Origin of the sequence: Methylobacterium sp. WL8 (assembly GCF_008040045.1) — a bacterium.
Taxonomy (GTDB): Bacteria; Pseudomonadota; Alphaproteobacteria; order Rhizobiales; family Beijerinckiaceae; genus Methylobacterium; species Methylobacterium cerastii.
Genome location: NZ_VRVF01000024.1, coordinates 20,719 through 46,684, shown reverse-complemented (window position 1 = coordinate 46,684; position 25,966 = coordinate 20,719). Strand labels below are relative to the sequence as shown.

The 25,966-nt window shown below is 70.9% G+C and carries 1 protein-coding gene (cut by a window edge); it reads right to left on the bottom strand.

Annotated elements, in window-relative coordinates:
- Positions 1–25,966, bottom strand: partial view of a GLUG domain-containing protein gene (locus FV234_RS26175; protein WP_187273648.1) — the 5' portion only. 17,945 nt of this gene lie to the left of the window's left edge; only the first 25,966 of its 43,911 coding nucleotides appear in the window; the start codon lies at positions 25,964–25,966; its stop codon lies beyond the left edge, outside the window.

Sequence of the window (25,966 nt, the reverse complement as noted above, 5' to 3'; positions counted from 1 at the left end):
CGGACGAGCCGGCGATGTAGAGGCGGCTTCCGGTCCTGATGGCGGAGCCCGACCAGCTCGCCTGGTCGGTGCGGGTGATCTGCCCGAGGCCGCCGACGTTGCTGAAGTTCACCCGCGCCTGGGTGAGGGTGCTCGACAGGCCGATCGAGGCGCCGGTCTCGGCGTTCACGGTCTGGTTGAGTGTGATGACGTTGCCCGAGATCGCGGTGATCAGGGCGCCCGTCGCGGAGGTCGGGGTCGCGTTCAGGGTGGCCGAGACGGTGAACACCTTGTTGGCGTAGGTGCCGAACGACTGGCTCGTCTGGAGGACGCTGCCCGAGACCCCGGTGACCGTCAGCCCCGCGGGGGAGATGCGCACGCCCGCGTCGTTGGCCACGTAGATCAGGTCGCCAGCCTTGAAGCCCGTCCAGTCGCTGCCGTCGGTGCGGGTCAGGCGGCCCTGCCCGTCGATCGTCAGGCTCGCCGTGGACGACTGGCCGGTGACGAACACGACCTGTCCGACCGCGAGGCCCGTCCAGCTCTGGCCGTCCGTGCGGGTGATCTGGCCGCTGCCGTTGACATTCGAGAAGGTCGCCTTCGTCTGGGTCGCGGTGCCCGCCAGGAACACGACGTCGCTGCGCTCGGCCGCGCCGAGGGCGATCAGCTGGTCCTGGTTGAGGGACTGCTTGGTGCTGATGTCGATCGTGGTGGTGCCGTTGACCGAGCCGATGTTGCCGCCGCTGGTCGACCCGCTCGCGCCGTAGACGCGCAGGGTGATGCTGCCGCCGGTGATGATCGGATCCTGCTTCTGCGTGACGGTGCTGGTCGCCTCCTTGAGCAGGCCCTGGCCGACCGCGTTGATCAGCTCGTCCTGCGTCCAGCGCTTGATGCCGGCGTTGATCGCGTCGCGGGTCGCCTGGCCCACGAAGATGTGGGCGTTGGGCTGGCTCGACGTGCCGAGGTCGATGCCCTCCGCGAGCAGGCTCTTGCTCGTGAAGAAGGTCGCGAGCTGGGCGTACTCGGTGGTGTGGGCGTCCGAGATCGCCTGGATGGAGACGGCCAGGGCGGCGTCGAAGGCGGCCTGCGTCAGGACGGGGGTGCCCAGAACGTCCTTCACGGTGGTCGCCTTGCCGGAGGCGGTGAAGGCGCTCGTGTAGGCGGCGGTCTCCGCCGCGGTCAGGTGGGCCTTGCCGTCGGCCGCGACCGTCGCGCTCTGGGCGAGGTAGGATGCGTAGCCGGCGCCGAGGGTGGCGTCGTAGGTGCTGCCGAAGCGGGCGAACGTCGCCTTGAGCGCGGCGAAGTCGGCGTCGCGCTGCGTCTGCAGCGTCGCGAACCTGCCCTGCACGTAGGTCGCCACGTCCGTCACGGACGGATCGGCCTGGCCCTGCTTCGTGAACTGGTCCTGGTAGGCGACGAGCTCGGTGGCCGAGAATTTGGTCGCGCCGGCGTCGGTCTGGCTGCCGCGATAGTTCCAGTACCGGTCGTAGGCGGTGGAGACGGTCGCGGCCTGGACCGCGGCGAAGGACTTGATCTCGGCCGCCGCGAGCGCCGAGGTGGCGAGGGCGCCGGGCGTCGCCAGGGCCGTCAGGTAGGTCGCGTAGCGGGTCGAGAGGGCGGCGTCGTAGGTGTCGCCGAAGGCGGCGAACGTCGCCTTCAGCGCGGCGAAGTCGGCGTCGCGCTGGGCCTGCAGGGCCGTGAGCTGCCCCTGCACGTAGGCATCGACGTCCGCGACCTTCGCGGCCGTGCCCTGCCGGGTGAACTGGGTGGTGTAGGCGGCCCGCTCCGCGGCGGTGAGCTGCGTCGTGCCGTCGGCGGCGAGGGTGTTGCGGTAGGCCCAGTAGCGGTCGTAGCGCGCGGAGAAGTCGGCCTTCTGCGCGGCGATGTCCGTGCTGGAGCCGGTGTTGACGCCGCCAAACTTGGTCGCGAGCGCCGCGTAGTCGGTCCCGCGGGTCGCATCGAGGGCGGCCAACTGCGCGGCGACGTAGCTCGACAGCAGGCTCCCGGTGAGGGTCTGCGCCTTGAGCGCGTCCCGCGCGGCGTCCTGCTCGGCCTGCGTCGCCGGGACCTTGTAGGCGGCGTCGTAGGTCGTCTTGCCGAACTTGCCCGAGGTGTCGGCTTTCTGCTGGTCGAGATAGCCGAGATAGGTCTTCAGCGCGGTAGCGAAGTCCTGGATCCGGACATCGCCGTAGCCGCGGTACTGGCTGTCGAGGGTTTGGTACTGCGTCGTGCGCGCCGTCTCTTCGGTGGCGATCGCGTCGGCGACGTAGGAGGTCAGGGCGCTGCCGGTCTTGCCGATCGCGGTGCCCTGGTCCGTGTAGAAGGCGGTGTAGGACTTGTACTCGGCGGAGGTGACGTCGAAGTGGAACTGCCAGGCCGAGACCGACTGGCCGCTCGCCTCCTGCAGCTGACGGTACGTCCAGTAGGTCTGGTACTCGCGCTCGTTGACGCTCTCGTAGGAGTCGAGGGTGGCGGCGAACTTGGCGTCGGCATCCTTCTTCGTCAGCGCGAGGTCCTTCCACACGCCGTTGATGAGCTGCGCGACGACGCGGTTGTCCTGCACCGTGACGTTGTTGACGTTGAGCAGGCTCCCGGCGTCGACCTTGACCAGGACGTCGCCGTTCGTGGTCAGGCTGTAGAGGCGCAGGTCGCCGCTGGTCTCCTCGATGCCGACCGAGCCGGTGGCCCTGATCTTGACCTGGTCCCGCTGCGTCGAGCCGGTGTTGAGCTTCAGCGCGCCCGGGGCCGAGCCGTCCGCGTTGAGCTGGGCGGTGCCGACGCTGCCGCCGGCCGTGATCGTCAGGCTGCCCGCGGCGATCGAGCCGGCCTTGCCGGAGGCGACGGTGACGCTGTCGGCGACCTGCAGGTTCACGTCGTAGCCGTTGCCCGCCGCGATGTGGTCGACGGCGAGCCCGCCCGTCGTCGCCACGTAGATCGAGCCGTTGCTCGTGGTCGCCGTGAAGGCGCCGGTGACCAGCACGTTGATGGCGCGATCCACCGGCGAGGTGCCCGTGCCCGTGCCGATGCTGCCGGCGGCCGCCAGCGTCACGTCCGCGCCCTTGACCACGGCGGACGGATTCATGGATTCGATGGTCCCGCCCGACGTGACGGAAACGTTGCCCGTCGCCGCGATGCCGCCGACCAGCAGCACCTTGCCCGCGCCGGTGGAGTTGACGGTGACGGTGCCGGCGCGGCTGCCGATGAAGCCGATGGAGATCGTGTTGCCGGCGTAGATGCTGTGCGTCGCATCCGTCTCGGTGTGCGTGACCGCGATGTCGGTCTGGTAGTAGGTCTTCTTTCCGTACCAGGTGCTCGTCGTCCAGCTGTTGCCGTGCAGGAGCTCGGTCGTCGCCGTCGACTCGGTCTTCGTGCCGTCGAACAGGTAGCCCGTGTTCCCCGACGTGCTGAGGTAGAAGTAGGAGCTGTTCGGCACGAGGGCGCCGGGCGCGACCACCGCGGAATCATAGTTGTATTGGCTGGGCGGCTGCGCGGCGAAGGCCGAGATGCCGAGCCAGGACGAGGTGCCGTAGGTCTTGGTGTAGGTGTTCTTGTCGCCGCGCCCGGCGGTGAAGGCGTAGCGGAACTCCACCGGCGCGTTGCCGGAGGTCAGGCCGTCGCCGGGCGAGTAGTCGAACGAACCGGCCGACACCCCGACCTGGCCGGGATCGGTGATGGCGCGACCGGCCGCGTCGACCGCCTGCTTGCTGCCGTTCAGAAGCGCCTGGTAGCGGGTGATCGAGCCGTCGGCGGCCTGCTGGATGGTGGTGTGCTTCTCCGTCACGCCGGTCCGGGCGTTGGCGTAGGCGAGATCGCTGATGTCGATCGTGCCGTCGCCGCGCTTGGACACGTCGAGGCGCGTCAGGACCACGTCGTAGTCCAGCGAATTGTTGACGACGACGCTGGCGTAGCCGCCGAGCGAGCGGATCGCGCCCCTGTTCGGGCTCGTGTTGACGATCGTGCCGGTGAGGTTGATCGTGCCGCCGCTGGTGGCCACCTCGTTGATGACGATGCGGTTGTTCTGCTTGTCGAAGGTGGCCGAGTACCCGTCCTTCGTCAGGGACTTGATGACGTTCGAGCCGGTGAGCCCGGCCCGGATGAAGGCGATCTCGGTCGCCGCATCGTTGCCGATGTTGATCGTGTAGGTGTCGCGCCCGCTCTGGATCAGCCCGTTCACGTTCAGGAACTGGGCGTTGATCGTGACGGTGCCGCTCGCGACGATGCTCCCGCCCGCGGTGTTCGACGAGAGAGTGCCGTTCGTGAGGGCGGTCCCGATCGGCGCGTTCGACAGGGCGTCGACGACGTTTTGCGAGCCGTTCTGGGAACTGCCCCTGTAGTCCTGCGGCGCGTAGATGATGTTGTTCGTGTTCCCAGAGGCGCTGGCATCGCTGCGCTTCAGGATCCCGTCGGCGACCGTCGCGTAGGGATCGCCGGCGATCGAGAAGATCGTCTGGTCCTTGATCGTGACCGAGCCGCCCACGTTGGTCGTCATGGTCTTGACGCGGATGTTCGCCGAGATGACGGCGTCGCTGGTCGCGTTCAGCGACAGCGCCGCGTTCACAGCGATGATGTCGCCGACGATGTTCAGGGTGGGTGCCGGAACGATGTCGCCGCTCGGCGACGTCGTGGTGCCGACCCAGTTCGTGATGTCGATGGTGCTCTTGCTGGTGGACGAGACGATGCCGCCCTGCGTGAGGGTGCCGAAGGCGACGCTCGCGGCGGAGGGCGCGTTGGGATAGCGGGCGTTCTCGGTGGCGATGGTGGTCCGCGAGTCGGCCAGCACCGTCGTCTTGGTGACGTTCGCACCGTTGAAGAAGGTGCCGCCGTTCGACTCCGGCATCAGGATGCCGCCGATGTTGAGCGAGGCGCTGGAGTTGTTGTCGATCTTGACCGCGGTGTCGGACTGGGCGTCGAGCCCGCCCACGCCGGTGAGCTGGCTGCCGACGACGTTGATCCGTCCCGAGCCGGCCGTGAACTGGCTGATCATCAGGGTCTGGACCTGCCGCTGAACGGGCAGCAACGTGCCGTCCTTCTGCAGGACGGCGAGGCCCTGCGAGAGCATGTCGTTGGTGATCCGGGTGACCTCGCCCTGGTAGAAGCTCTGCAGCGTCGCGTTCGAGGTGTAGGTCGCCAGCTTCGCCTTGGCGTCGGCGAGCTGCTGGAATTGCGAGCTCTGGGCGGTGGCGTAGCCGAAGGTGAAGGTGATCGGCAGGCGCTTGAGCGTCACGCTCGCGCCGTTGCCGCCGGTGGAGTTGATCGAGAACGTCTTCTGGCTGTCGCCGATGGTGGACGGCGCGAAGCTGCCGTCGGTTTGGAGGAACTGGCCGTTGACCAGGACCTTGCCGGAGATCGTCGTCGTCGCGTCGGTGGCGGTGATGATCCGGCCGCTGGCGTCCACCGTCTGCGAGCCGGGCGCCGTGAGGACCATCTGGTTGATGGTGATCGCGATGTTGCGCGCGATGCCGGTGCGGATCGTGCCGTCGACCTTGACGGCGCCGATGCCGCCCTGGTTGGCCGTGCCCGAATAGACCGCCTCGCCGCTGCCGCCGAGGGCGCTGTCCACGGCGCCTGCGACCGCGGTCGTCCAGTTCGTGCCCTTCGCCTTGGCGTCCGTGCTCACGAGGTTGAGGCGGTTCGCGAGCAGGTTCACGTCCGCGGCGGTCTCGATCAGCGCGCCGCCGGCGACGCTGATGGAGTTGGTCTGGAAGACGTTGATGTTGGCGCTGATCGTCTGGAGCGGGATGGCGCTGCCCGCGAAGGTGTCGGTGCGCGCCGAGGTGACGTAGCTGTCGTCGATCTGGCTGATGTTCGTGCCGGCCAGGAAGTTGGCGTTGCCGTAGGCGGTGATGTGGGCGCCGCTGCCGACCGCGACGGTGTTGACGGGCTTCAGGTCGACCCGCGACGTGCCGGCCGCGACCGTCGCCGCGCCGTAGGTCTCGGAATTCGCGGCCGCGCTGAGCGTGCCCGCCCCGTTCGCCGAGGCCTGGAAGGTGCCGAGGGTGAAGATCTGCGCATTGTCGCCGATCAGCACCTGGGCCTTGAAGCCGTTCTGGTTGTCGTCGCCCGCAGTGATCGTGGAGGTCGTGCCGGCCCCCGACAGGGCGCCGCCGGTGGTGAGCGTCACGCGGTCCGCGGCGTCGATGCGGTTGAACGCGGCGAGGCTGACCCCGCCGGGCGTGGAAAGGCCGCCGACGGTCTCAAGGCTCGTCGGGTTGCTTGCCGTGCTCGTCGCCACCGTGACGGTGGCGGTCACGCCGACCGTCGTCCGGCTGTCGGCCGCCGCGCCGCTCGCCAGGCCACCCGTCGAGCCGACGATGTTGGCCTTGTCGAGCTGAGGCTTGCTGATCGTGTTCTGGGCGTTCGCCGCGATGCTGCGGGCGAGCACGCCGGATCCGGCGCCGAAGGTCGCGCGGGTGTCGTGGTTGAACACCGTGCGCACCACCGCGCCGGCGCCGGCGAGGGCGCCGTAGCTGTCCGTGATGATCTGCCCGTTGCCGATCGCCGTGTGATTGGCGGCCATGAGGAAGGCGCCCGACTTCGTGGCGTCCTGGCTCAGGTCGATGTCGGCGCTCGCACCGAGGCCCACCGTAGTCGCGCCGTCCGAGCGGCTGTTCGCGGAGGCTGCGGCGCCGGAGGCCAGGCCGTAGGCGCCGGAGACGCCGGAGGCTCCGTTGTCGTCGCGGCTGTTGGCCGTCACCGTCATCGCGCCGGCCCGGATCGCGTCCGTGGAGACGACCGTGGCGGAGGTGTTGGTGTTGGAGGTTGCGTTGGAGACCGTGGCGCCGAGCGCCACGAGGCCGGCGCTTGCGCTGCTGGCGTTCGAGACCTGTTGCGTGTTGGCCGTTGCCGCGAGCGTCACCGTGCCGGCGATCTTCAGGGTCGTGCCGGTGTCGATGGTGCCGGCGACGGTGCTGGCGTTCGTAGCCTGGGTGACGGTGGCGTTGGCGCCGATCAGGCCGCCGACGGAGCCCGTCGCCTCGGCGAAGGTGGACGGTGTGCTGGGCGCCTGCGCCAAGGTCGCCATCACGGTGAGGCCGGAGCCCGTGAGCCTGCTGTTCTTGGTGTAGGCGGACACGTTCGCCTGGACGTTCGCCACCGCCGTCGAGGCGCCGACCGCGGCCGTGCCGGCGTTGACGCCCGTCGCCTTGGCATGGACGGAGGGCGTCGCGGTCGCGGTGACGGCGATGTCGCCGCCCGTGATCGTCGAATCCTCGATCTTGGCCGTGACGGTCGGCGTGACCGAGGCGTCGGCCACCGAGCCGCCTGCGGCGAGCGCCAGGATGCCGCCGGCGACGCTGATGCTGAGGACGGCCGAGTCGACCGTGCTCGTGTCGCGGGCATCGACCGTGACGTTGCCGGCCTGCTTCACCGTGCTGCCGGTGATGAACGCGCTGGTGCGGCTGTTGACGCGGTCCGTCGTGGCACCGCCGCCGCCGGCGATGCTGAGGCCGAACGGGCTGAAGTTCGCCGCGAGGGAGGCTGTGGCGGCCCGGCTGGTCAGCGAGGCGCCCTCGACCGCTTGGACGAGGATCGCGCCGGTCGCGGTCACGCCGTCGTTCGCCCCGTTGACCGTCGCGGCGATGTCGTTGGAGACCGTGTTGGTCGCGACCGCCACGGCGATGGAGACCGCGGCGCCGCCGAAGGCGCCGAAGCTCGCAGCGACCGCGGCCGCGCCCGTGTTGACGGAGATCGTCGAGGTATCCTTGGCCGAGACCGTGACGCTGCCCGCCGAGATCCCGGTCCCGTCGCCCTCGATATGGCCCTTCACGGCCATCGTGATCTTGTTGTTGGCCCCGGCCCCGGCCCCCGCGGCCTGGACGCTCACCGCGCCCGCACCGAGGGCGATGGCGCCCGCGGCGGTGGTCGCCGAGATCGTCTGGTTCGAGAGCGCACTGACCTCGAGCAGGCCGGACGTGGCGATCGTGGTGTTCGTCAACACGGCTTCGACGGTGACGGCGTTAGTCTTGGTCGCGGAGGCACCCGACTGGCTGTCGGCGTAGCCGATCTGGTTGTAGGCCGCGCTCGCGCCGAGCGACACGCCGACCGCCACGCCGCCGACGCTGGCGCCGGCGGCGAGGGCCACCGTTGTCGCCGTGATCGCGTTGGTGTCCTGGGCGTGGATCTTGACGCCGCCGCCCGCGCCGTTGGCCGTCAGCCGCGCCGCGTTCGCCGAAGCGACGGCTGAGCCGCCGATCAGGTTGAGCGCCACGGCGCCGCCGCCCGACACGCTGACGCCGATGCCGCCGCCGGTCACGGAAGCCGAGGCCGCCGCGACCCGCGCGGAGATCGTCGCGCCGCCGTCGGCCTCGACGGTGATGCCGTTCGCGTTGGCCGTGACGTCCGCGGAGTCGATCGTCGCCGTGACTTGGTCGTCGATGACGTTGAGCGCGGTGGCCACGCCGACCGAGGGCGCCACGTTGACGCCGCCGAAGGCCGCCGCGATCGCCGCGGTGCCGACGTCGACGCTGATCGTCGCGCCGTCCTTGGCCTGGACGGTGACGTCGCCCGCCTGGACGCGGGTGTTGGCGCCGGTGATCGAGGCGGAGGTGGCGAGCGCGATCGCGTTGCCGGAATAGGAGCCCGCACCGGCCACGCCCACGGCGACCGGGGCGGCGGTCACGACGGCGGCCGTCGCGGCGACGCTGGCCGTGATGGTGCCCGACGAGGTCGCCCTCACACCGACGCTGCCGTTGGCGGTGAGGTTCGTGTCTGCGATCTTGGCGGTGATGGCGGCGGATCCGGTCTCCACCGGCGCGTCGCGCTTGACGGTCTTGCCGTTCCGATCGGTCGTCGTCGTCGACCAGCCGCCGATGATGTTCTGGGCCCCGCTCATGCCGACGGCGACCGGCACGCTGGCAACGCCCGAAGCGCTCGCGGCGGCGGTCGCGACCAGGACGCGCGCGCTGATCGCGGCGGTGCTCGTCGCCGAGACGGTGACGCCGCCCACGCTGGCGCTGACACGGTTGGTCGCCTTGCCGGAGGTGATGTCGATCAGCGCGCTGGTGGAGCCGGTGATGACGTTGACGACCGAGGCGCCGCCGCCCGCGACCTGGACGCTGGCGATGCCGGCCCCGCCGAGGCTGATCGTCGCCGCCGAGGCGGTGGCGGAGATCGCGGACGAGGACAGGGCGGTGACCTGAATGTCGCCGCTCGTGGCCGTGAGGCCCTGCTGCACGTCGCGAAGGTAGGCCGAGACCTCGTTGCCGATCGTGTTCGTCGCGGTGGTCGCGGCGACGGTCAGCCCGACGCTCGCTACGCCCGCGCCGCCCGCGGCGACGCCGGCCGCACCCGCGTTCGCGGTGATGTTGGCGCTGTTCGTCGCCGACACCGAGACGCTCGCAGCGCTGATGCCGCCGGTCGCCGCGCGCAGGATGTAGGCGCGGGTCGGGACGGAGATGGTGTTAACGACGCCGCTCACCGAGCCCGCGACGCTGACGGCGGCCGCGCCGCCGCCCTGGACCGAGGCGGAGACCGAAGCGACGGACGCCTGGATCGTCTGGTTCGACAGGGCCGTGACGCCGAGCGCGCCGGTGCCGGCGAGGCTCGAATCGGAGAGATAGGCCTGCACCTCGCTGTTGCCGCCGATCTGGTTGACCGCTGCGCTGATGCCCACGCCCACGCCGACGCCCGCCGCGCCGCCGCCGCCCGCGGCCACCGCCGCCGCATCGACGCTGGACAGGATCGTGGCGTTGGCGGTGGCGTCGAGCTTCGTGTCGCCCGCCACCATGAGGCGGCTGTTGGTGACGTAGGTGTCGGTCTTGGTGGCGATCGCGTTGCGCGCGCCCGCGCCGCCGCCGCTCACGCCGACGCCGGCCGCGCCGCCGCCCGCGATGGTGACCGCCGCGGCGACCGCGAGGGCCTTGATCGAGCCGCCGCTGGTGGCGGAGACGGAGAGGTCGCCGTTGCGCGTGGTCAGGCCGTCGTTCGCGCCGTCGATGTAGGCTTCGACGTCGTCCGCGATGCTGTTGAGCGCGAGCGAGAAACCGATCGCGACGCCGACGCCCGCGGCGCCGCCGCCCGCGCCGCCGAGCGAGGCGGAGCCGGTGACGGCGCTGATCGCGGAGGTGTCGTCGGCCGAGACGCTGACGCTTCCGGCGCCGATGCCGGTGCCGTCGCCCTGGATGTAGGCCTTCGTCGCGACCGCGATCGCGTTGGCGGCGACCGAGCCGGCCGCCGCGACGGAGACGCCCGCGCCGCCGCCGCCGCTGACGGCGGCGGAGGCGGCCACGATCGTCGCGGAGATGGTCTGGCTCGCGGTGGCGCCGATGCTGAGCGCCGTCGCGACCGAGAGGGTGGCGTTGTTCGCGTAGGCCGACACCGACATGCCGTCGCCGCTGGCCGTGTCGACGCGCTGGCCGTCGGCGTCCTTGCCGGTGGTCCAGCCGCCGATGCGGTTCTCCGCCCCCGCGACGCCGATGGCCCCGCCCACGCCCGCGGCGCCGCCGCCTGCGCCGCCGGCGGCCGCGGCCGAGATGATGGCGGTGATCGTCGCCGACGCGGACGCGGTGATCGCGAAGCCGGCCGCGCTCGTCACCTTGCTGGTGTCGACGTAGGCCTTGACCGAGCCGAGGATGACGTTCGAGGCGAAGGCCCCGCCGCCGCTCAGGCCGACGCCGGCGGCGCCGCCGCCGGCGACCGACACGGCCGCGGCGGCCGCCGCGGCGAAGATGGTGCCGTCGCGCAGAGCCTTGACCGACACGTCGCCCTTGGTGGTCTTGACGCCGTCGTTGGCGTTCTTGATCGAGGCCTCGACCCCCCCGGCGATGCTGTTGAGCGCGAGGGTGAAGCCGACCGCGACCGACACGCCGGCCGCGCCGCCGCCGGACCCGGCCAGCGAGGCGGAGCCCGCATAGGCCTTGATCGAGGAATGGTCCTCGGCATCGAGGGCGACGCTGCCGGCGTTGATGCCCGCGCCGTCCCGGTCGATGGTCGCACTGGTGGCGACGGCGATGGCGTTCGTCACCACGACGCCGGCCGCCGAGACGCCGACGCCGGCCGAGCCGCCGCCGCCGATCGAGGCCGTCGCCGCCGCGACCTTGGCCGAGATGGTCTGCGAGGAGGTCGCGGTGATCGCGAGCGCGTCGTCGGTGGTCACGCTGCTGTTGCGCAGCCGGGCCTCCACGACCGAGCCCTTGCCGTCGGTGGCGGTGTCGACGCGACGCCCGTCGTTGTCCGTGACCGTGGTCCAGCCGCCGATCTGGTTGGCCGCCGCCGAGGCGCCGACCGCGACGCTGACGCCGGCCGAGCCGCCGCCCGAGGCCGCGACCGCGGCCGCGGCGACGAGCGCGGTGATGGTCGACCCACCGGTCGCGGTGATGCCGACGCTGCCGCTCTTGGCGATGGTGCTGGAGTCGATGAAGGCGCTCGTCGTCGTGCGGATCGTGTTGAAGGCGAAGGCGCCCCCGCCCGCGACCGCGACGCCGGCCGAGCCACCGCCGCCGATGCTGACCGCGGCGGCGATCGTGGTGGCGCTGATCGTGGCCGAGTTCGTGGCCCCGACCGCGATGGCACCGGTCCCCGTGGAGATGTCGTTGCCGACGTTCTGGATGTAGCCCTGGACGGAGCTGGCGATGGTGTTGAGCGCGAGGGCGAAGCCGATCGACACGGCGACGCCCGCCGAGCCGCCGAAGGCGGCGCTGACCGCAGCGGTCAGCGCGTTGGCGGTGATCGCGGACGTGTCGGAAGCCTTCACAGTGATGGCGCCCGCATTGATCGCGTTCGACCCGATCAGGCTGCCGGAGACGCCGTTGCCCTCGATGAAGGCGCGCGTGGCGACGCCGATGGCGTTGACGACCGTCGTCGCGCCGCCGCTGACGCCGACGCCGGCCGAGCCGCCGCCCGCGAGGCCGGCCGACAGGGCGGCGATCTCGGCGTCGATGGTGTTGTGCGCGGTCGCCGTGACGCCGAGCGCGCCCGACGCGTTCACGTTCACCCGCGTCAGCGAGGCCTCGACGGCGGTGCCGCCGTTGTCGGCGAGGGCGTAGCTGGTGCTGCCCTTCTCGCCGGACTGAGTCCAGGAACCGATGCGGTTCTCGGCCACTGCCGCGCCGAGGCCGACGCCGACCGCGTTGCTGCCGCCGACGCCCGCGGCGAGGGAGGCCGCGAGAATCCGGGCGGTGATCGCGGTGCCGGCATCCGCCGTAACGTCGATCGTGCCGGCCGCACCCGTCGTCGCGAGGACGCTCTCGCTCACCTGGGCGCGGGTGCTCGTGGTGATGACGTTGCGTGCGTAGGTGACGGCGGCGCTGACCGCGGCCGCGTTCGAGCCCGAGCCCGAGAAGGCGATGGCGGCCGAGGCGGCATCCGCCTCGATGGAGCCCGCCGAGGTCGCGGTCACCCCGATCGCGCCGCCGGTCGTCAGGCCGCGGTCGAGGTTGCCGATGGTCGCCGAGACGTCGTTCGCGATGGTGTTCAGCACCGCGACGCCGCCGACCGTGACGGTGCCGGCGTTGGTCGAGGCGGCCGTCAGCGCGAGGCTCGCCGACAGCGCCTTGGCGGTGATGACGGAGCTGTCGTTCGCCGAGACGGTCGCGCGCGCCGCGCTGAGGCCGGGCTTGGCCGTGCCGGTCCCGTCGCCGTCGATCGACGCCTTGGTCGCGAGCCCGATGCTGTTCAGCGCGAAGGTGCCGCCGACGCTCGCCGCACCGCCGGACCCGCCGGAGCCCGTCAGGCCCACGGCGATCGCCGCGATGTTGGCGGAGATCGTGTTCGTGCCGGTCGCGCCGACCGACAGCGCGCCGGTGGCGGCGACGGGCGTACCCGTCAGCGTCGCCGAGACGTTGGCGCGGCTGCCGAGGGAGGGCGTCTGGCTGATCGTGTTGCTGGCTTCGTCGTAGGCGGTCCAGCTGCCGATCTCGTTGTAGGCGATGGCGATGCCGAGCGCGCCGGAGCCGGAATTGCCCGAGCCGGCGCCGACGGCGACCGCGGCCGCGACGATGTCCGCCGAGATGGTGGCGACGCTGCCGGCCGAGACCGTCACGGCCCCGGCCGCGTTCAGCGAGCCGCCCTGCACCAGCGCGGTGGTGCTGCTGCTGATCCTGTTGACCGCCGCCGCGCCCGCTCCGGCCACGCCGACGCCCTTGTCGCCGCTGAGGCCCGCCGCGACGCTCGCCGCCGCGGCCGTGGTGCTGATGGTGCCGGTGCGGTTGGCCGCGACGTTCACCCCGCCGTTGCGGGTCGTCACCTGCGCGTCCGTCAGGCTCGCGCTGACGTTGCCCGCGATGCTGTTGAGGGCGATGCTCGCTGCGAGCGAGACCGAGATGCCCGACCCCTCGCTGAAGGCCGCGGCGATGGCGGCGGCGCCGACGTTCGAGGACACGCTCGACTGGTTGTCGGCGGTGACGCCGACGCTACCCGCGTCGATCGCCACGGCGCCCTTGATCTCGGCGGTCGTGGCGAGGTCGATCGTGTTGTGGGCGGCCGAGCCGCCGAGGCTGACGGATGTCGCACCGGCACCGCCGCTACCCGAGATCCCGACCGCCAGGGCAAGCGTCTGCGCGGTCACGGTTTCCTGCGACAGGGCACGCGCGGCGACGGCACCCGTCGCGCGGATCGGCGTGCCGGAGATCGTCGCGCGCACCGCCCCGCCCGAGCCGATAACGTTGTTGGCGACGGAAGTCCCGAAGCCGACGGCCGTCGCGCTCTGGTTCGAGGCGCCGGCGATGGAGGCCGCCGCGGCCGCGGTGAGGGCGGCGATCTTGGCCTGGTCGGACGCGGACACGTCGACGCTGCCGACCTTCTGCGCATCCGTCGTGCCGGCGCCGATCGCCGAGTCGGTCACCTCGGCGACGATCGAGCCGCCGATCGTATTGAGGGAGATGGCGGCGCCGCCGCTGACGGAGACCGGCTTGCCGTTCGAGGTGAACTGCGCGGCGAGGGCGGCGGCCGCGGTGGTGGCGGAGATGTCGGCCCCGCGCGCGGCCGAGACTGTGACGGCGCCGTTGCCCGAGACGTTGGCGACTTGGACGATCCGGGCCGAGACGTCGCTGCTGATCTCGTTGTCCGAGACCGAGAGGCCGATGGCGAGGGCGGGCGTCGTGCCCGACGAGCTCGAGCCGAGGCTGAGGTCCGCCGCGACGGCGAGCGCCACCGCCGTCGCCTTGATGACGGCCGAGTCGCCGGCCGAGACGGTGACGCCGCCGGCACCGGACTGGACCTTGTCGTTGGCGGTGTTGGTGCCGTCGATCACCGCCGTGGTCGCGGTGGTGATCGTGTTGAACACGACGAGGCCGCCGCCGGAGAGGGCGAGATTGTTGCTTCCGCTGCTGGTGCCGCCGCCGGACGAGGCGGCGACCGCCACGGCCGCCGCGAGCGACTGTGCGGTGATCTTGCCGGTCGAGCTTGCCTGGACCGAGACGCTGCGCCCGGCCGTGAGGGGCGTGCGCGCGACGCTGGCGTTGACCTTGAGCGAGCGCGCCGTCGCGCCGTTGGCGAAGTCCGTGCCCGCCGGGATGCCGCTCTTGTAGGCGCCGATCATGTTGAGGGCGAGGGTCAGGCCGATGGCGACCGCCTGCGAGGTGCCCTTGCCGACGACCACGGCGGCCGCGGCCGCGTCGACCGTCGCGGTGATCGTCGCGGCATTGCTCGCCGCGACCGTGATGTTGCCCTGCCCGCCGCTGCCGTCGGCGTTCGCCGCGACGGCGCCCAGCGCCGTCACCTTGCTGTCGGCGATGTGCGCGTCGACGCCGCCGACGATCGTGTTGAAGCCGAGCGCGCCGCCGCCGGCGAAGCCGACGTTCTTGGAATCGTCCGTGCTGAGGAGCACGGCGATCGCCGTCGCCGTCGCCTCCGCCGTGATGGACGCCTTGCTCCCGGCGATCACCTGCACGTCGCCCGCGCTCGCCGACAGGTCGGCGACCCGATCGATGCCCGCCGTCAGCACGTCGTCGATGATCGTGTTGCGGGCGATGCTGAGGGCCACCGACACCGTGCGCGCGGTCTGGCTGCTGCCGGTGCTGCCGGTGCTGCCGCTCCCGCTGCCGGATGCGTTCGGATCCGTCGACGCGGCCGGCGAGGGGGGGTAGGCGACCGCGACGACGGGCGCGGTCACGACCGCCTCGATGGCGGAGTCGCTGAGCGCACGCACGAACACGCCGCCCGCCGCCTTGACGCTCGCGACGTCGGCGATCGTCGCGGAGGTCGCCAGGCGGATGAAGTTGAGACCGACCACGGCCCCGACGCTCGTGACCGAGCCGCCGACCGTCGTCACCGCGTTGGTGATGTCGGCCTTGATGGTCGCGTTGGAGCGCGCGCTCACGGTCACGAGACCGGTGGCGTTGATCGGCTGGCCCGAGATCGCGGCGGTCGCGGCGAAGTCGTTGCTGCCCTGGATCGCGGTGCCGAGATCGGTGCCGACGATGGCGTCGGCGAGGTCGAACAGCACGTTCTGGCTCGACGTGCCGATCTTGTTGAAGGCGGCGGTGACGCCGATAGCGGTCTGGCTCGACTCGACCGTGCTGTCGACGGTGGCCGTGATCGCGCCAGTGTTGGCGGCGCTGACGGTGACGTTGCCGACGGTCTTGCTCGCCTGCGCATCGCCGAGCTTGCTGTTGGTGATCGCCGCGGTGCTCGAACCGGCGACGACGTTGGCGGCGATGACCGCCCCGACGCCGATCGCGCTCTTGTCCTTCGTGTCCCCGGCCTTGAGCTTGACCTCGACCTTGCTGGTGACGGAAGCCGTGATCGTGCCGGTCTGGGCCGCAGCCACGCTGACGTCGCCCGCCTGGACGACGGTGGTGTCGAGCAGGCTCGCCGCGGCGGTGCTGCGCACGTCGTTGCTGACGAGGATGCCGCTCACGCCGACCGCGTAGGGCTTCGTGCCCTTGCTGGCGGAGGCGGAGGTCGAGCCGCCCGCCGGAGCCGTGGACTGGCCGCTGGTGTCCTTGCTCTCGCCGAGGTTCAGCACGCCCGGAGGCAGGAATTTCATGAATTCCTGCAGGTTGTTCACCCGCCATGAATTCGCCTCGCTGAAGGTTTCCGCCGCGAGATCGACCGTCGTCGTCGAGCCATCGTAGACGTAGATCGTGTCCTTGCCGTTGACCTTCGCGTAGACGGTGTCGCCGAACTTGACGGTCTGGGTACCCGACTTCGTCGTGTAGTCGTAGTCGCCGAGGATCTTGCCGGCGAAGTCCTCCAGCACGCTCGGCTTGGTCAGGCTGGCCAGCGAGGAGAGCGCGTTCGTCGAGGTGATCGTGCCGTTGCTCGTCGCCGAGACCGACAGCGCACCGGCGGCATCGATCCGGCTCGTGCCGGTCGTCGCGTCGTCGAGGGTGTCGGAGATCGTGGCGCGCGCCCGCGCGTTGACCATGTTGCCGGTGAGGGCGACGCCCACCGCGTAGGTGCTCGCGTCCTTGAGGACGGCGTTCGAGGCGCTGGCCTTGTTGGTGAGCGCCGCGTTGATCGTCGCGTCCGAGCGCGCGGTGACGGCGAGCGTGCCGGCATCCGTGGTCACGCTACTCGCGAGAATCCGGGCGCTGGCGCCGGACGGGGTCGCGTCGCTGTTCAGACCCTGCTGGATCAGGGGCTGCCCGGTGATCAGGTCGGCGGCCCGGAACAGGACGTTCTGGTCCTTCCAGCCGATCGTGTTGAAGGCGAGGGTGATCGAGACCGCGCCCTGGTCGCTGGTGGTCGCGGACTTGTTCGTCGCGTCGATCGAGGCCGTGTTGAGCGCGTTCACCGCCACGCCGCCGCCGCCACGGACGGTGCTGCCGACGATCTCGGCCGTCGCCGTGCCGAGCACGGCGTTCGTGGCGATGACGCCGCCGAGCGCGAGGCTGCGGGTCTGCGTTTTCGCGCCGGCCGTCGGGTCGGTTGTGGTACCGCTGGCGGGCGCCGCGGAGCCCGTGCCGGCCCCGCCGGTCTGCTTGTAGGAGTTGGCCGACTTCACGGTAGCGGCGCTGTCGGCGGTCGCGACGATGGTGGCGGTCTCGGTGGCCGAGACCGTGATCGCGCCGTTCGTGGTCGTCGCGGTGACGCCGGTGATCTGGGCGATCGCGTCGCCGTGCACGCTGTTGAGCACGACGAGGCCGCCGATGGCGAGGGCGCTCGCCGATTGCGGCTTCACGGTGCCGGTCGCGGCCGCGTTGCCGGAGGACGGGTCTCCGGTCGGCGGCGGATCGTTCGCCGTCGCGGGCGCGGCGACGGTCGGGGACGCGCCGGTGCTGCCCGTGCTGCCGCTTCCGGTGCTCGGCAGGACCAGCGCGTCCGGAATGAAGTTCGAGTCGAGCGCACGCTTCCAGAGCGACTTGTCGGTGAAGTCGGTCGCCGCCAGATCGAGGTTCGTGGTCGATCCACCCATGTAGACGAAGATGTCGCCGGCCTTGTAGCTGTCCGCCTTGCCGATCGCCGCCCAGCTGGTCTTGTCGCCGAGGGTGAGCAGGCTCGGCTGCTGCTTCGTGAGCGGGGACGTGCCGATGTACTTGTAGACGGTGCCGGACGTGGTGTCCTGGACGGTGTCGCCGGCCTTGATCGTGACGGCGGTGGTGTCCGTGGTCTTGTAGGTCGGCTTGGCGTAGCCGTCGGCGATGCGCACCCGCGTGCCGAAGGCGACGTCCTGCTTGTTGGCGGTCTGCGGGACCTGGCCGTAGGCGGACAGGTCGAGGATGGCGATGCTGTCGGTGCTCACGCCGAACGGCTTCAGGAAGTCGTCGAGGGCCGTCTTGAGCTTCACGATCTGCGCGGCGGCGTCGAACACCGTCCTGTCGACGGCGACCTGGCGGCCGATCGTCTCGCCCACGACCTTCTGGTAGGCGTCGGCGCTGGCGCGCAGGGACGCGTCGTCGAGGTAGCCGCGGCGCGCGGCCTCGGAGGCGACCTTGAAGGCGGTATCGCGCGCGGTGTCGCCGGCCGTGTTGTTGAGCACGCCGACCTTCGTCTGCGTGTCGAGATCGGTCGCGGCGTCGGTGAGCCGCTTGGCGAGGCCGGTCGTGTCGGTGCTCGGCACCCGGGCCGCGGCGGTCTTCAACTGGGCGATGAGCGCCGTTTGGATCCCGGTGAAGTATTCGGACGCGTTCGCGCGGTCCTTGAACTGGAGCTGGAACTGTTCGAGTTCCTTGGCAAGCTTGGCGGGCTGCGCCTGCACGTCGGCGATGAGGCCCTTGACGCGCGTGACTTCGGCCCAGACCTTGTCTTCGAGAGCGTTGACCTCGTCGGGCAGCAGATCCTTGCGGTTCTTGATCAGGTTCGACTGGATCGTGGCCGACTGGACCTCGTTCGGATTGGTCGAATAGTCGGACGGCAGGAACTTGTTGAGCTTCGATTGGTTCGTCGGCGTGCCGCCGGCCGTCTTCACGACGGTGGAGCTCGTCACGATCTGCACGTTCGAGGCGATGCCCGCCGCGTCGGTGGCGAGCACCGAGATCGCGTCGCCGGCGCGCACCGTGAGGCCGGTGGCGCCCGTGTTGTCGATGCGCGCCGTGGCGCTGCCGCTGACCTTGTTCGAGGCGAGGACCAGGCCGAAGCCCGTGCCGCCCGAGCCCTTCATCGAATCGGTCGAGGACTGGGCCGCGTTGCTCACCGTCGCGTTGATCTTGGCGGCGAAGTTGGCGGACACGGTGAGGTCGCCACCCGCCTGGGCGGAGGACTTCACGATCGTCGCCCTGGCGCCCGATCCGACCTCGCCGCCGAAGGCGTCGGCGAGGGTCGGCGAGCCGATCAGCGCGTCGAGCGTGTTGAAGAGGAGGTTCTGGGTCTGGTAGCCGACCGAGTTGAAGGCGAGCGTCACCGCGGCGGAGACGCCGCCCTGGCTGCCGCCCGAGGTGGCGGAGGCGGCGCGCAGCGTGGCGTCGATGCCGTCGGTGTTGACGGCGGTGACGCTGAGGTCGCCGGTGGTGGCCTCGATCGTGCCGCGCAGCACGCTCGCGACGGCGCCGCTGCGCACGACGTTCGTCGTGGCGATGCCGTTGCCCGCGATCAGGGTGCCGCCGCCCATGCCGCCGCTGGTCCCGGCCGTTCCGGTGCTCGACTGGAACGAGGTGCCGCCCGAGGCGGTGACTGTCGAGACGACGGTGGCCGAGATGTCGGCGGCATCCTTGGCCGCGACCGTCAGGTCGACATGGCCGGTGACGAGGGCATCGGTGATCCGGGCGCTCGCGCCGCTCGTTACCTCGTTGAAGACGATCAACCCGCCGAAGGCCTTGGACGAGGAGGCGGGCGTCCGGGCGGTCGGAACGGGATCCGTCGACCCGGTGGCCGGGGCGGCGGTCGGAGCGGCCGGCGGCTTGGGATCGGCCACCTTGTCCAGCGACGGCATCACGGTCTTGGCCGGCGCCGGCATCCAATCGTCGGTGGTGTAGTCGGCGCCGTTCAGCGTGACCTTGGTGTTGTCGGCCCCGCGCCAGATGTAGACCGTGCCCTTCTCGCCCTTCGACACGTTGTCGTTGCGCGAGAACAGAACGCTCTGTCCGGCCATCATGTACTGATAGCCGTCCTTGGACGAATAGCGGGCCTTGTCGACGACGGTGCGGGTCACCGCGGTGGTGCCCGTCGCCGAGGTGACGGTGGTCGTCTCCGTGCCCGCCGTCGCATCGGTCGTCTTGGTCGTCGTGGTGCCAGTCGTGCCGGCCGGGGCCGCCGTCGTGGCGACGGTGGCGCCTTCCGCGACCGCGTACCACTTCGTGGTGTCGCTGTAGTCGGCGGTCGCGAGGTTTACGCCCGAGGCGCCCGTCCCGACATAGATGAAGACGCGGCCGGCGAAGACCTTCGCGTCGTCCTCCAGCGTCGTGGTGGTGCTGGTGCTGGACCCGGTGGGCAGCGTGTAGTCGTTGGCCAGCCGAACCCGGTCGCCCGCCTTGAGATCCTTCTGGCCGGACTTGGTGGTGTAATCGTAGATCGTCAGCGCGGTGGCGGCGGCCTGCTTGGCCAGCGCCGCCACCGTGCCCGAGACGGCCGACGAGCCGATCATCGTGCTGCTCGACGTGATGCCGGCGCGGTTCTGCGCCGACACGGTCACGCTGCCGCCGGTGGCGGTGACGGTCGCCGCCGGGCTCGCGGGCGCCGTGTCGGACTCGGTCGCCGCTCCGATATAGGCCTCGGCCTTCGCGCTCACCTTGTTCGAGGCGAGCACCGCGCCGGCGGAGATGCCCTTGGCGCCGGTCTCGGCCTTGTAGACGGTGCTCGCGGTGTCGGCCTGCTTCACCTCGTTGCCGGCGACCGCCTTGATCTGCGCGCGGCTGTCGGCGGTGACGGCGACGTCGCGGGCCACCGTCACGGTCGCGCCGGTGACGTAGGCCTTGGCGCCCGCGGACGCCTCGGCACCGAGGGCGGTCGCGATCAGGGGATCGCCGACGATCGCATCGACCGCCATGAAGAGCGGGTTCTGCGACGCGTAGCCGACGGTGTTGAAGGCCAGCGTGAAGCCGATGGCCGTGGTCTCGCCCGCGACCGAGCCCTTGGCGCTGGCGTCGATGTCGGACGCGTTCGTCGACGCGACCGTCAGGCCGCCGCCCCTGACGGTGCTGTCCTGGACGTAGGCCGAGGCGCCGTTCTGGACGGTGTTGGTGACGAGCACGCCGTTGGCGGCGGTGCCGCCCGAGATCGTGCTGGCATCGAGCGCCTGGATCGAGCCGTTCGACGCCGCGGTCACCGCCACGTCGCCGGTCGCCGTCAGCACGGTGTTGACGATCTTGGCCTCGGCACGCCCCGACACGTCGTTGCGGGAGACCACGGCGCCGAAGCCCTTCGAGGACGGCTCCATGGCGGGCGTCGTGACGCTGCCGGGCCGCGGCTGCGAGCCGGTGGTGCCGCCCGGCACCACGTTGGCGGCGTCGAGCTTCTTCCAGTAGGCGAAGTCGCCGAAATTCAGGCGCGCATCCGTCGCGGTCGCGTTGCCGAGATCGAGCGCCGCGTCGAAGTCGGGACCGACATACTGGTAGACGGCGCCGGCCGTGCCCGTGCCCTTCCAGGCGTCGCCGAGGCGGATCTTCTGGCCGAAGGTCACCTTCCGGGAGCCGGAGGAGGTCGTGTAGTCGTACTGGCCGAGCAGCGCCTCCGGGCTCGGGTCGGCGCCCGTGACGGAGCCGGCCTTGACCGCCTTGGCGGAGGCGCCGACCGTGGTGGTCGAGTCGATCGAGACGGAATCCGTGGCCGACACGGTCACGTCCGTACCGGTGACCGCCTTGCGGGTGCTGTCGGTCTTGTTGCCGCCGTCGATCGCCGCCTGGGCGGCGCCGCTCACGCGGTTCATGGCGATGATGCCGGCGACCGCGAGCGCGTCGGCGCTGGCGCTCTTGGCCGCGGCGCTGACCTTGTTGCCGAGCGTCGCGTCGATCACGCCCGAGGCGGTCGCGGCGGCGGTGACGACGCCGACCGCGGTCACGGTGCTGTTGGTGATGGTGGCGCTCGCCTGCGCGGTCGAGGGCGAGGTGAGGTTCGTGCCGGCCAGCGCGTCGAGCGTGTCGAAGCCGACGTTGCTGCTGTCGTAGCCGACCGCGTTGAAGGCGAGCTGCACGCCGGCGGCCTTGGCGGTCGTCGTCGGCGCCGTCGCCTGGCCCGTCGCCGCACCGGTGCCCATGGCACCGTTCGAGACGGCGGTCGTCTGCGCGTTGACGGTCGCCGTGATCGAACCGTCGGTGGAGGCAGTGACCGAGACCGAACCGTCGCCGGTCGCGGTCGTCGTGACGGTGGAGTCGCCGATCGAGGCGTTGGCGGACGAAAGGATCGTATTCGACGCGATCACGGCATTGATCGCGAGGGCGGTCGAGCGCGAGTTCTGCTGGCTGCCGGTGGCGGCGGGCTTGTCGAAGGCCGAGGTCTGGCCGGGAATCGTGCTGGGGGTGCCGGTGCCGGCGCCGTTCGTGCCGTCGGTCCCCGTCTGCTCGCGCACCGTCGCGATGGCCTCAACGGTGGCATCGGTCGTCGCGGTGATGGTGGCGCTGCGGTCGGCCGAGACCGCGACGCTGCCCGATTGCACGGTCGCGTTGCCGACGGTGGCCGTGACGCCGCCGCGGATCTCGTTGCGCACGATGATGCCGCCCGCGGCGGTGCCGCCGGAGCCGGTCGGGCTCGCCGGCTTCGCCTCGCTCTGCCCGACCGGGCGCCAGAGGTTGAGGTCGGTGTAGTTCGCCGCCTTGAGATCGACCTTGCTGGCGTCGTCGGTCGAGTCGGGACCCATGTAGGCGTAGACGGCGCCCTTCATGCCGATCGCCTGCCAGAGCGTCGTGTCGGTGAAGTTCGCCTTGCTGAGGTCGATCGTGTCGCCCGCCCCCGTCGTCGCGGACTTGTAGCGGTAGTAGGTGCCGACCGTGCCCTGGCCCTCCGGGAAGCCGGGCCTGATCAGCACCACGTCGCCCTGCTTGATCGACTTCGTGTTCGAGGCCGGCGTCGCCGCCTTGCCGGACTGGGCGTCCGACGTCGTCGAGGGCAGCCGGCTCTTGAGCAGGTCCGCCTTCGTCGACGTGACGATCGGGTCGAAGCCGGCGAGATTGGCGAAGGTCACCGCCACGCGCTCGCCGAGCTTGAGCGAGACCAAGCCTGCGCTCGTCTTGTAGTCGGACTCGATCTGCGGCTCCTTGCCCGGCAGGCCGCCGTCGCTGGCCGCCTGGCTCGAGGCCACGAGCTTGACGTTGGAGTTGATCGTCGCGGTATCGGCGGCGTGGACGCCGAGCGTGCCGCCGCTGGTGATCGTCGGGGCGCCGACGGTGGTGCCCTGGACGATCGCGATCACCTCGGCCGTGGCCGAGCGCGCGATCCGGTTCGTGGCAAGGATGCCGCCGATGCTGCGCGAGCTCGCGTCGCTGACGACGTTCGCCGAGGTCGTTGGGGTGGTGCCGCGAGCGTTCGACAGCGCGTTCTGCTTGGCGGCGGCCTTGGCCTGTGCCGACGCGCTCTGCTCCGGCGTCTTCACGGTCACGGTGTTGCTGACCGTCGCGTTGACGGTGCCCGCGCTCACGGCGTTGACGCCCACGGCGCCGGTGGTGGCGGTGACGGTCGCGGCCTCGATGCGGGCCCGGATCGCCTGGGTCGCCATCGTCGAGAAGAAGCTCGTGCCGAGCAGCGCGTCGACGGCGGCGCCGACGATCTTGTCCGCGAGGGCGCTCGTTGCGATGCCGTCGAGCTTGTAGCCGACGATGTTGAAGGCGGCCGCGCCGCCGATGGCCGTGCCGCCAGCCTTTGCGGCGTTCTCGGCGGTGGTCTGCACGCGCGAATCGATCGTCGAGACGTCGCCCGCGGTGACGGTGACGTCGCCCGTCGCGGCCGTGACGCGGGCGGTCGTGCCCGAGATCGTGGCGAGCGTGTTGCCGAGCACGACGTTGACGGCATACGAGCCGGCGACGCCCACCTTCGACGAGACGGCGGAAGCCTGCGCGTTGGCGACGAGGCCGAGGGCGTTCTCGGCGGTCAGCGTGACGTCGGTCGACGCGCTCACCGTGGAATCGGCGATCGTGGCGGTGATGTCGCGCTCGGTGGTGTTGATCGCCGAGCCGCGGGCGATGCCGATCAGCTCGCTGTCCGCCTTCTGCTGATCGGTCTGCGTCTCCTGGATCGAGCCGAGCTCCATCGGCTCGGCGATGGCCTGGGCCGAGGTGGCGTCCATCGCCACGATCGAGACGCCGCCGTTGGTCGCCGTCAGGCGCGCGGTCTCGGCCTTCGCGGTGGTCGAACCGGCGATGAGGTTGCGGGCCTGGATCGCGCGGGCTTCGAGCGTCGTGTCGTTGGTCGCGGCGGCACGGATCGACGCACCGGTGATCGCGACCCCGCGCACGGCGACGCGGACGGTGTCGTTCGCGGTGATCTGCGCGGAGCCGGCCTTGATCGGGGCCGGCAGCGAGGTGTCGGTGTCCTCCTCGCCGGTGCCGGCGCCGTCGAAGGTCGAGGTCTGGTTCCCGCTCGCGTCGGTCGTCGTCTTGGTCTTGTCGGTGGCGGCGCGGATGTGCACCACCGCCGAGCCGCTGTTGGCGGCCTGGAGCGCCGCGTTGCCGGCCGCGGCGATCACTGCCGGGTCGGTCGCGCCGGGCGCGGCGCTGGGCAGCGTTCCGGTGCTCGGCGTGCCGACGTCGACGCTCGTCGTCCGCTTCAGCGTCTGGTCGCCCGTCAGCGCGAACAGGTTGAGGATCGAGCCGAGGACCGGGATGGACGCGCCGTCCTTCGCCACGAGCGTCGTGCTCGTGTTGGTCGTATCCTTGGCCGAAAGCTGCACCGAGACGGGCGCGGCCGGATCGCCACCGGCGATCGCTGCGCTGCCGGTCTGGCGGATGCGGGCGGTCGGATCCACCGAGACGCTCGTGACGTTCGTGATCGTCGTCTCGGCCTTCTTCACCACGCCTTCGACGGCGAGTTCGGCCGGCGTGAACACGTCCGCGAGGCTCGCCTCGCCCTTGGCGACGGACTTGGCCGCGTCGCCGGTGTTCTTGGCCGCGTCCGTGAAGGTGCCGGCGCCGGGCAGCACGAGGCCGAGTGCCTGGACGTTCACCGTCGCCGTGGTGCTGGCGGCGAGCTTGACGGTGCCGCCGTTGACCGCGCCGCCCGCGCCGACCGCGATGGTCGCCGTATTGGTCTCGGTCGGCGTGATGCGCTTGAGCTGCGAGGAGGCCGAGGACGTCAGCGTGATGCTGTTGACGACGTCGGCCGTCAGCGCCGCGTCGCCGTTCGTCGCGGTCACCGTGCCGTTCAGGGCCAGCGTCGCGAGGCCGGTCGTGTTCACCGACAGCGTCTGCGTATTCGCCGGGGCGTCGTCCGTGACGGTGGTGTGGCTGCTGACGGCGATGGCCACGGACGTGCCGCTGATCAGCGCGCCCTGGTTGATGGTGACGGCCATGTTCGCCGTCGAATTCGGCGTCGAGCGGTCGTTGCCGCTCGTGGCGAGCACGGGCGTCAGGGTCGAATCCGCGACGATCGTGACGGTGCCGGTCGCCGTGATCTGAGCATTGGCCCCGACGTTCAGCGTGTTCGTGCCGCTGCCGCCGTTGAAGGCGAGGGCGAGGTTGCCGACCGACAGGTTGCTGTTGAGGTTGATGACGTCGTTGCCGGTCCCGCCGTTGAAGGTCAGGTTCAGGTTGCCGGCGGAGCTGATGTTCTGGTCGAAGGCGATGGTATCGACGCCCGCGCCGCCGGTCACGCTGAAGGACGCGGCAGGCGGCAGGGTGGCCAGGTGCAGCGTGTCGTCGCCGTCGCCGAGCAGGACGCCGAAATTCGTCGTCGGAGCGGTGAAGGCGAGGCTGCCGAAGGTGGCGGCCGATGTGAGCGTGAAGGTGCTCGATGCAGCCGCCAGCGTTGCGTCGAGATTGCCGGTCACTGCCGACGAGAGGTCGAGCTGCAGGCTGCCTTTGCCGCCCCCGAACGTGCCGGTGAGCTGGCCGCTGGCGCCGATCTTCAGGGCGTCGTCGCCGCCAGCCGCGCCGACCAGATTCTCGATGTTGCCGAAGTCTGCCGTAAAGTCGCCGGACGCGACCTTCCCGCTATCCTTGCTGCTGAGGAGGAACGCGCCCCCCTGCTGGGTGGCGCCCGTCTGCGTATTCAGCAGCGCGACCGTATCGCCGTCGCCGCTCGTGGCGTCGGAGAACGTCAACGTCGGCTTGGGGCCGGTCAGCAGCCTGAAGGAATCGACATCGACGGTGATGCGGTCCTTCTCGGCCGTGCCTGCAATGGTGAACGCGGTGTTGTTCGACGTGATCGCGCCGAAATTGTCGAGCCGACTGCCTTTCACGCCATTGGTATAGTCAAAGACCTGGATCTGCTGGACCTTGCCGGCGTTCGTCGTCGCGGCCGCGTTCGTCTCTACGATCTGCACGAGCACCTGATGCTCATGCGTCGCCGAATCCAACGGGGCGTTGATCTGGTAGGTGTTCGTCCCGTCGAGCAGGACGCGCGGCTCCAGCGGATCGAAGATCAGCCGGTCGCGGGCGAAGGCGCGATCCGTCTTCGCCTTGAGGCGTGCGATGAGGTCGCGCTTGGTCGCCCGCTTCGGCCGCGACGGCTCCACCCGCTCGACCTGCCGTGCGCGGTCGCGGCGGCGGAACAGCGGGCCCCAGAAGCCTTCCGACTTGAACGGGAACGACAT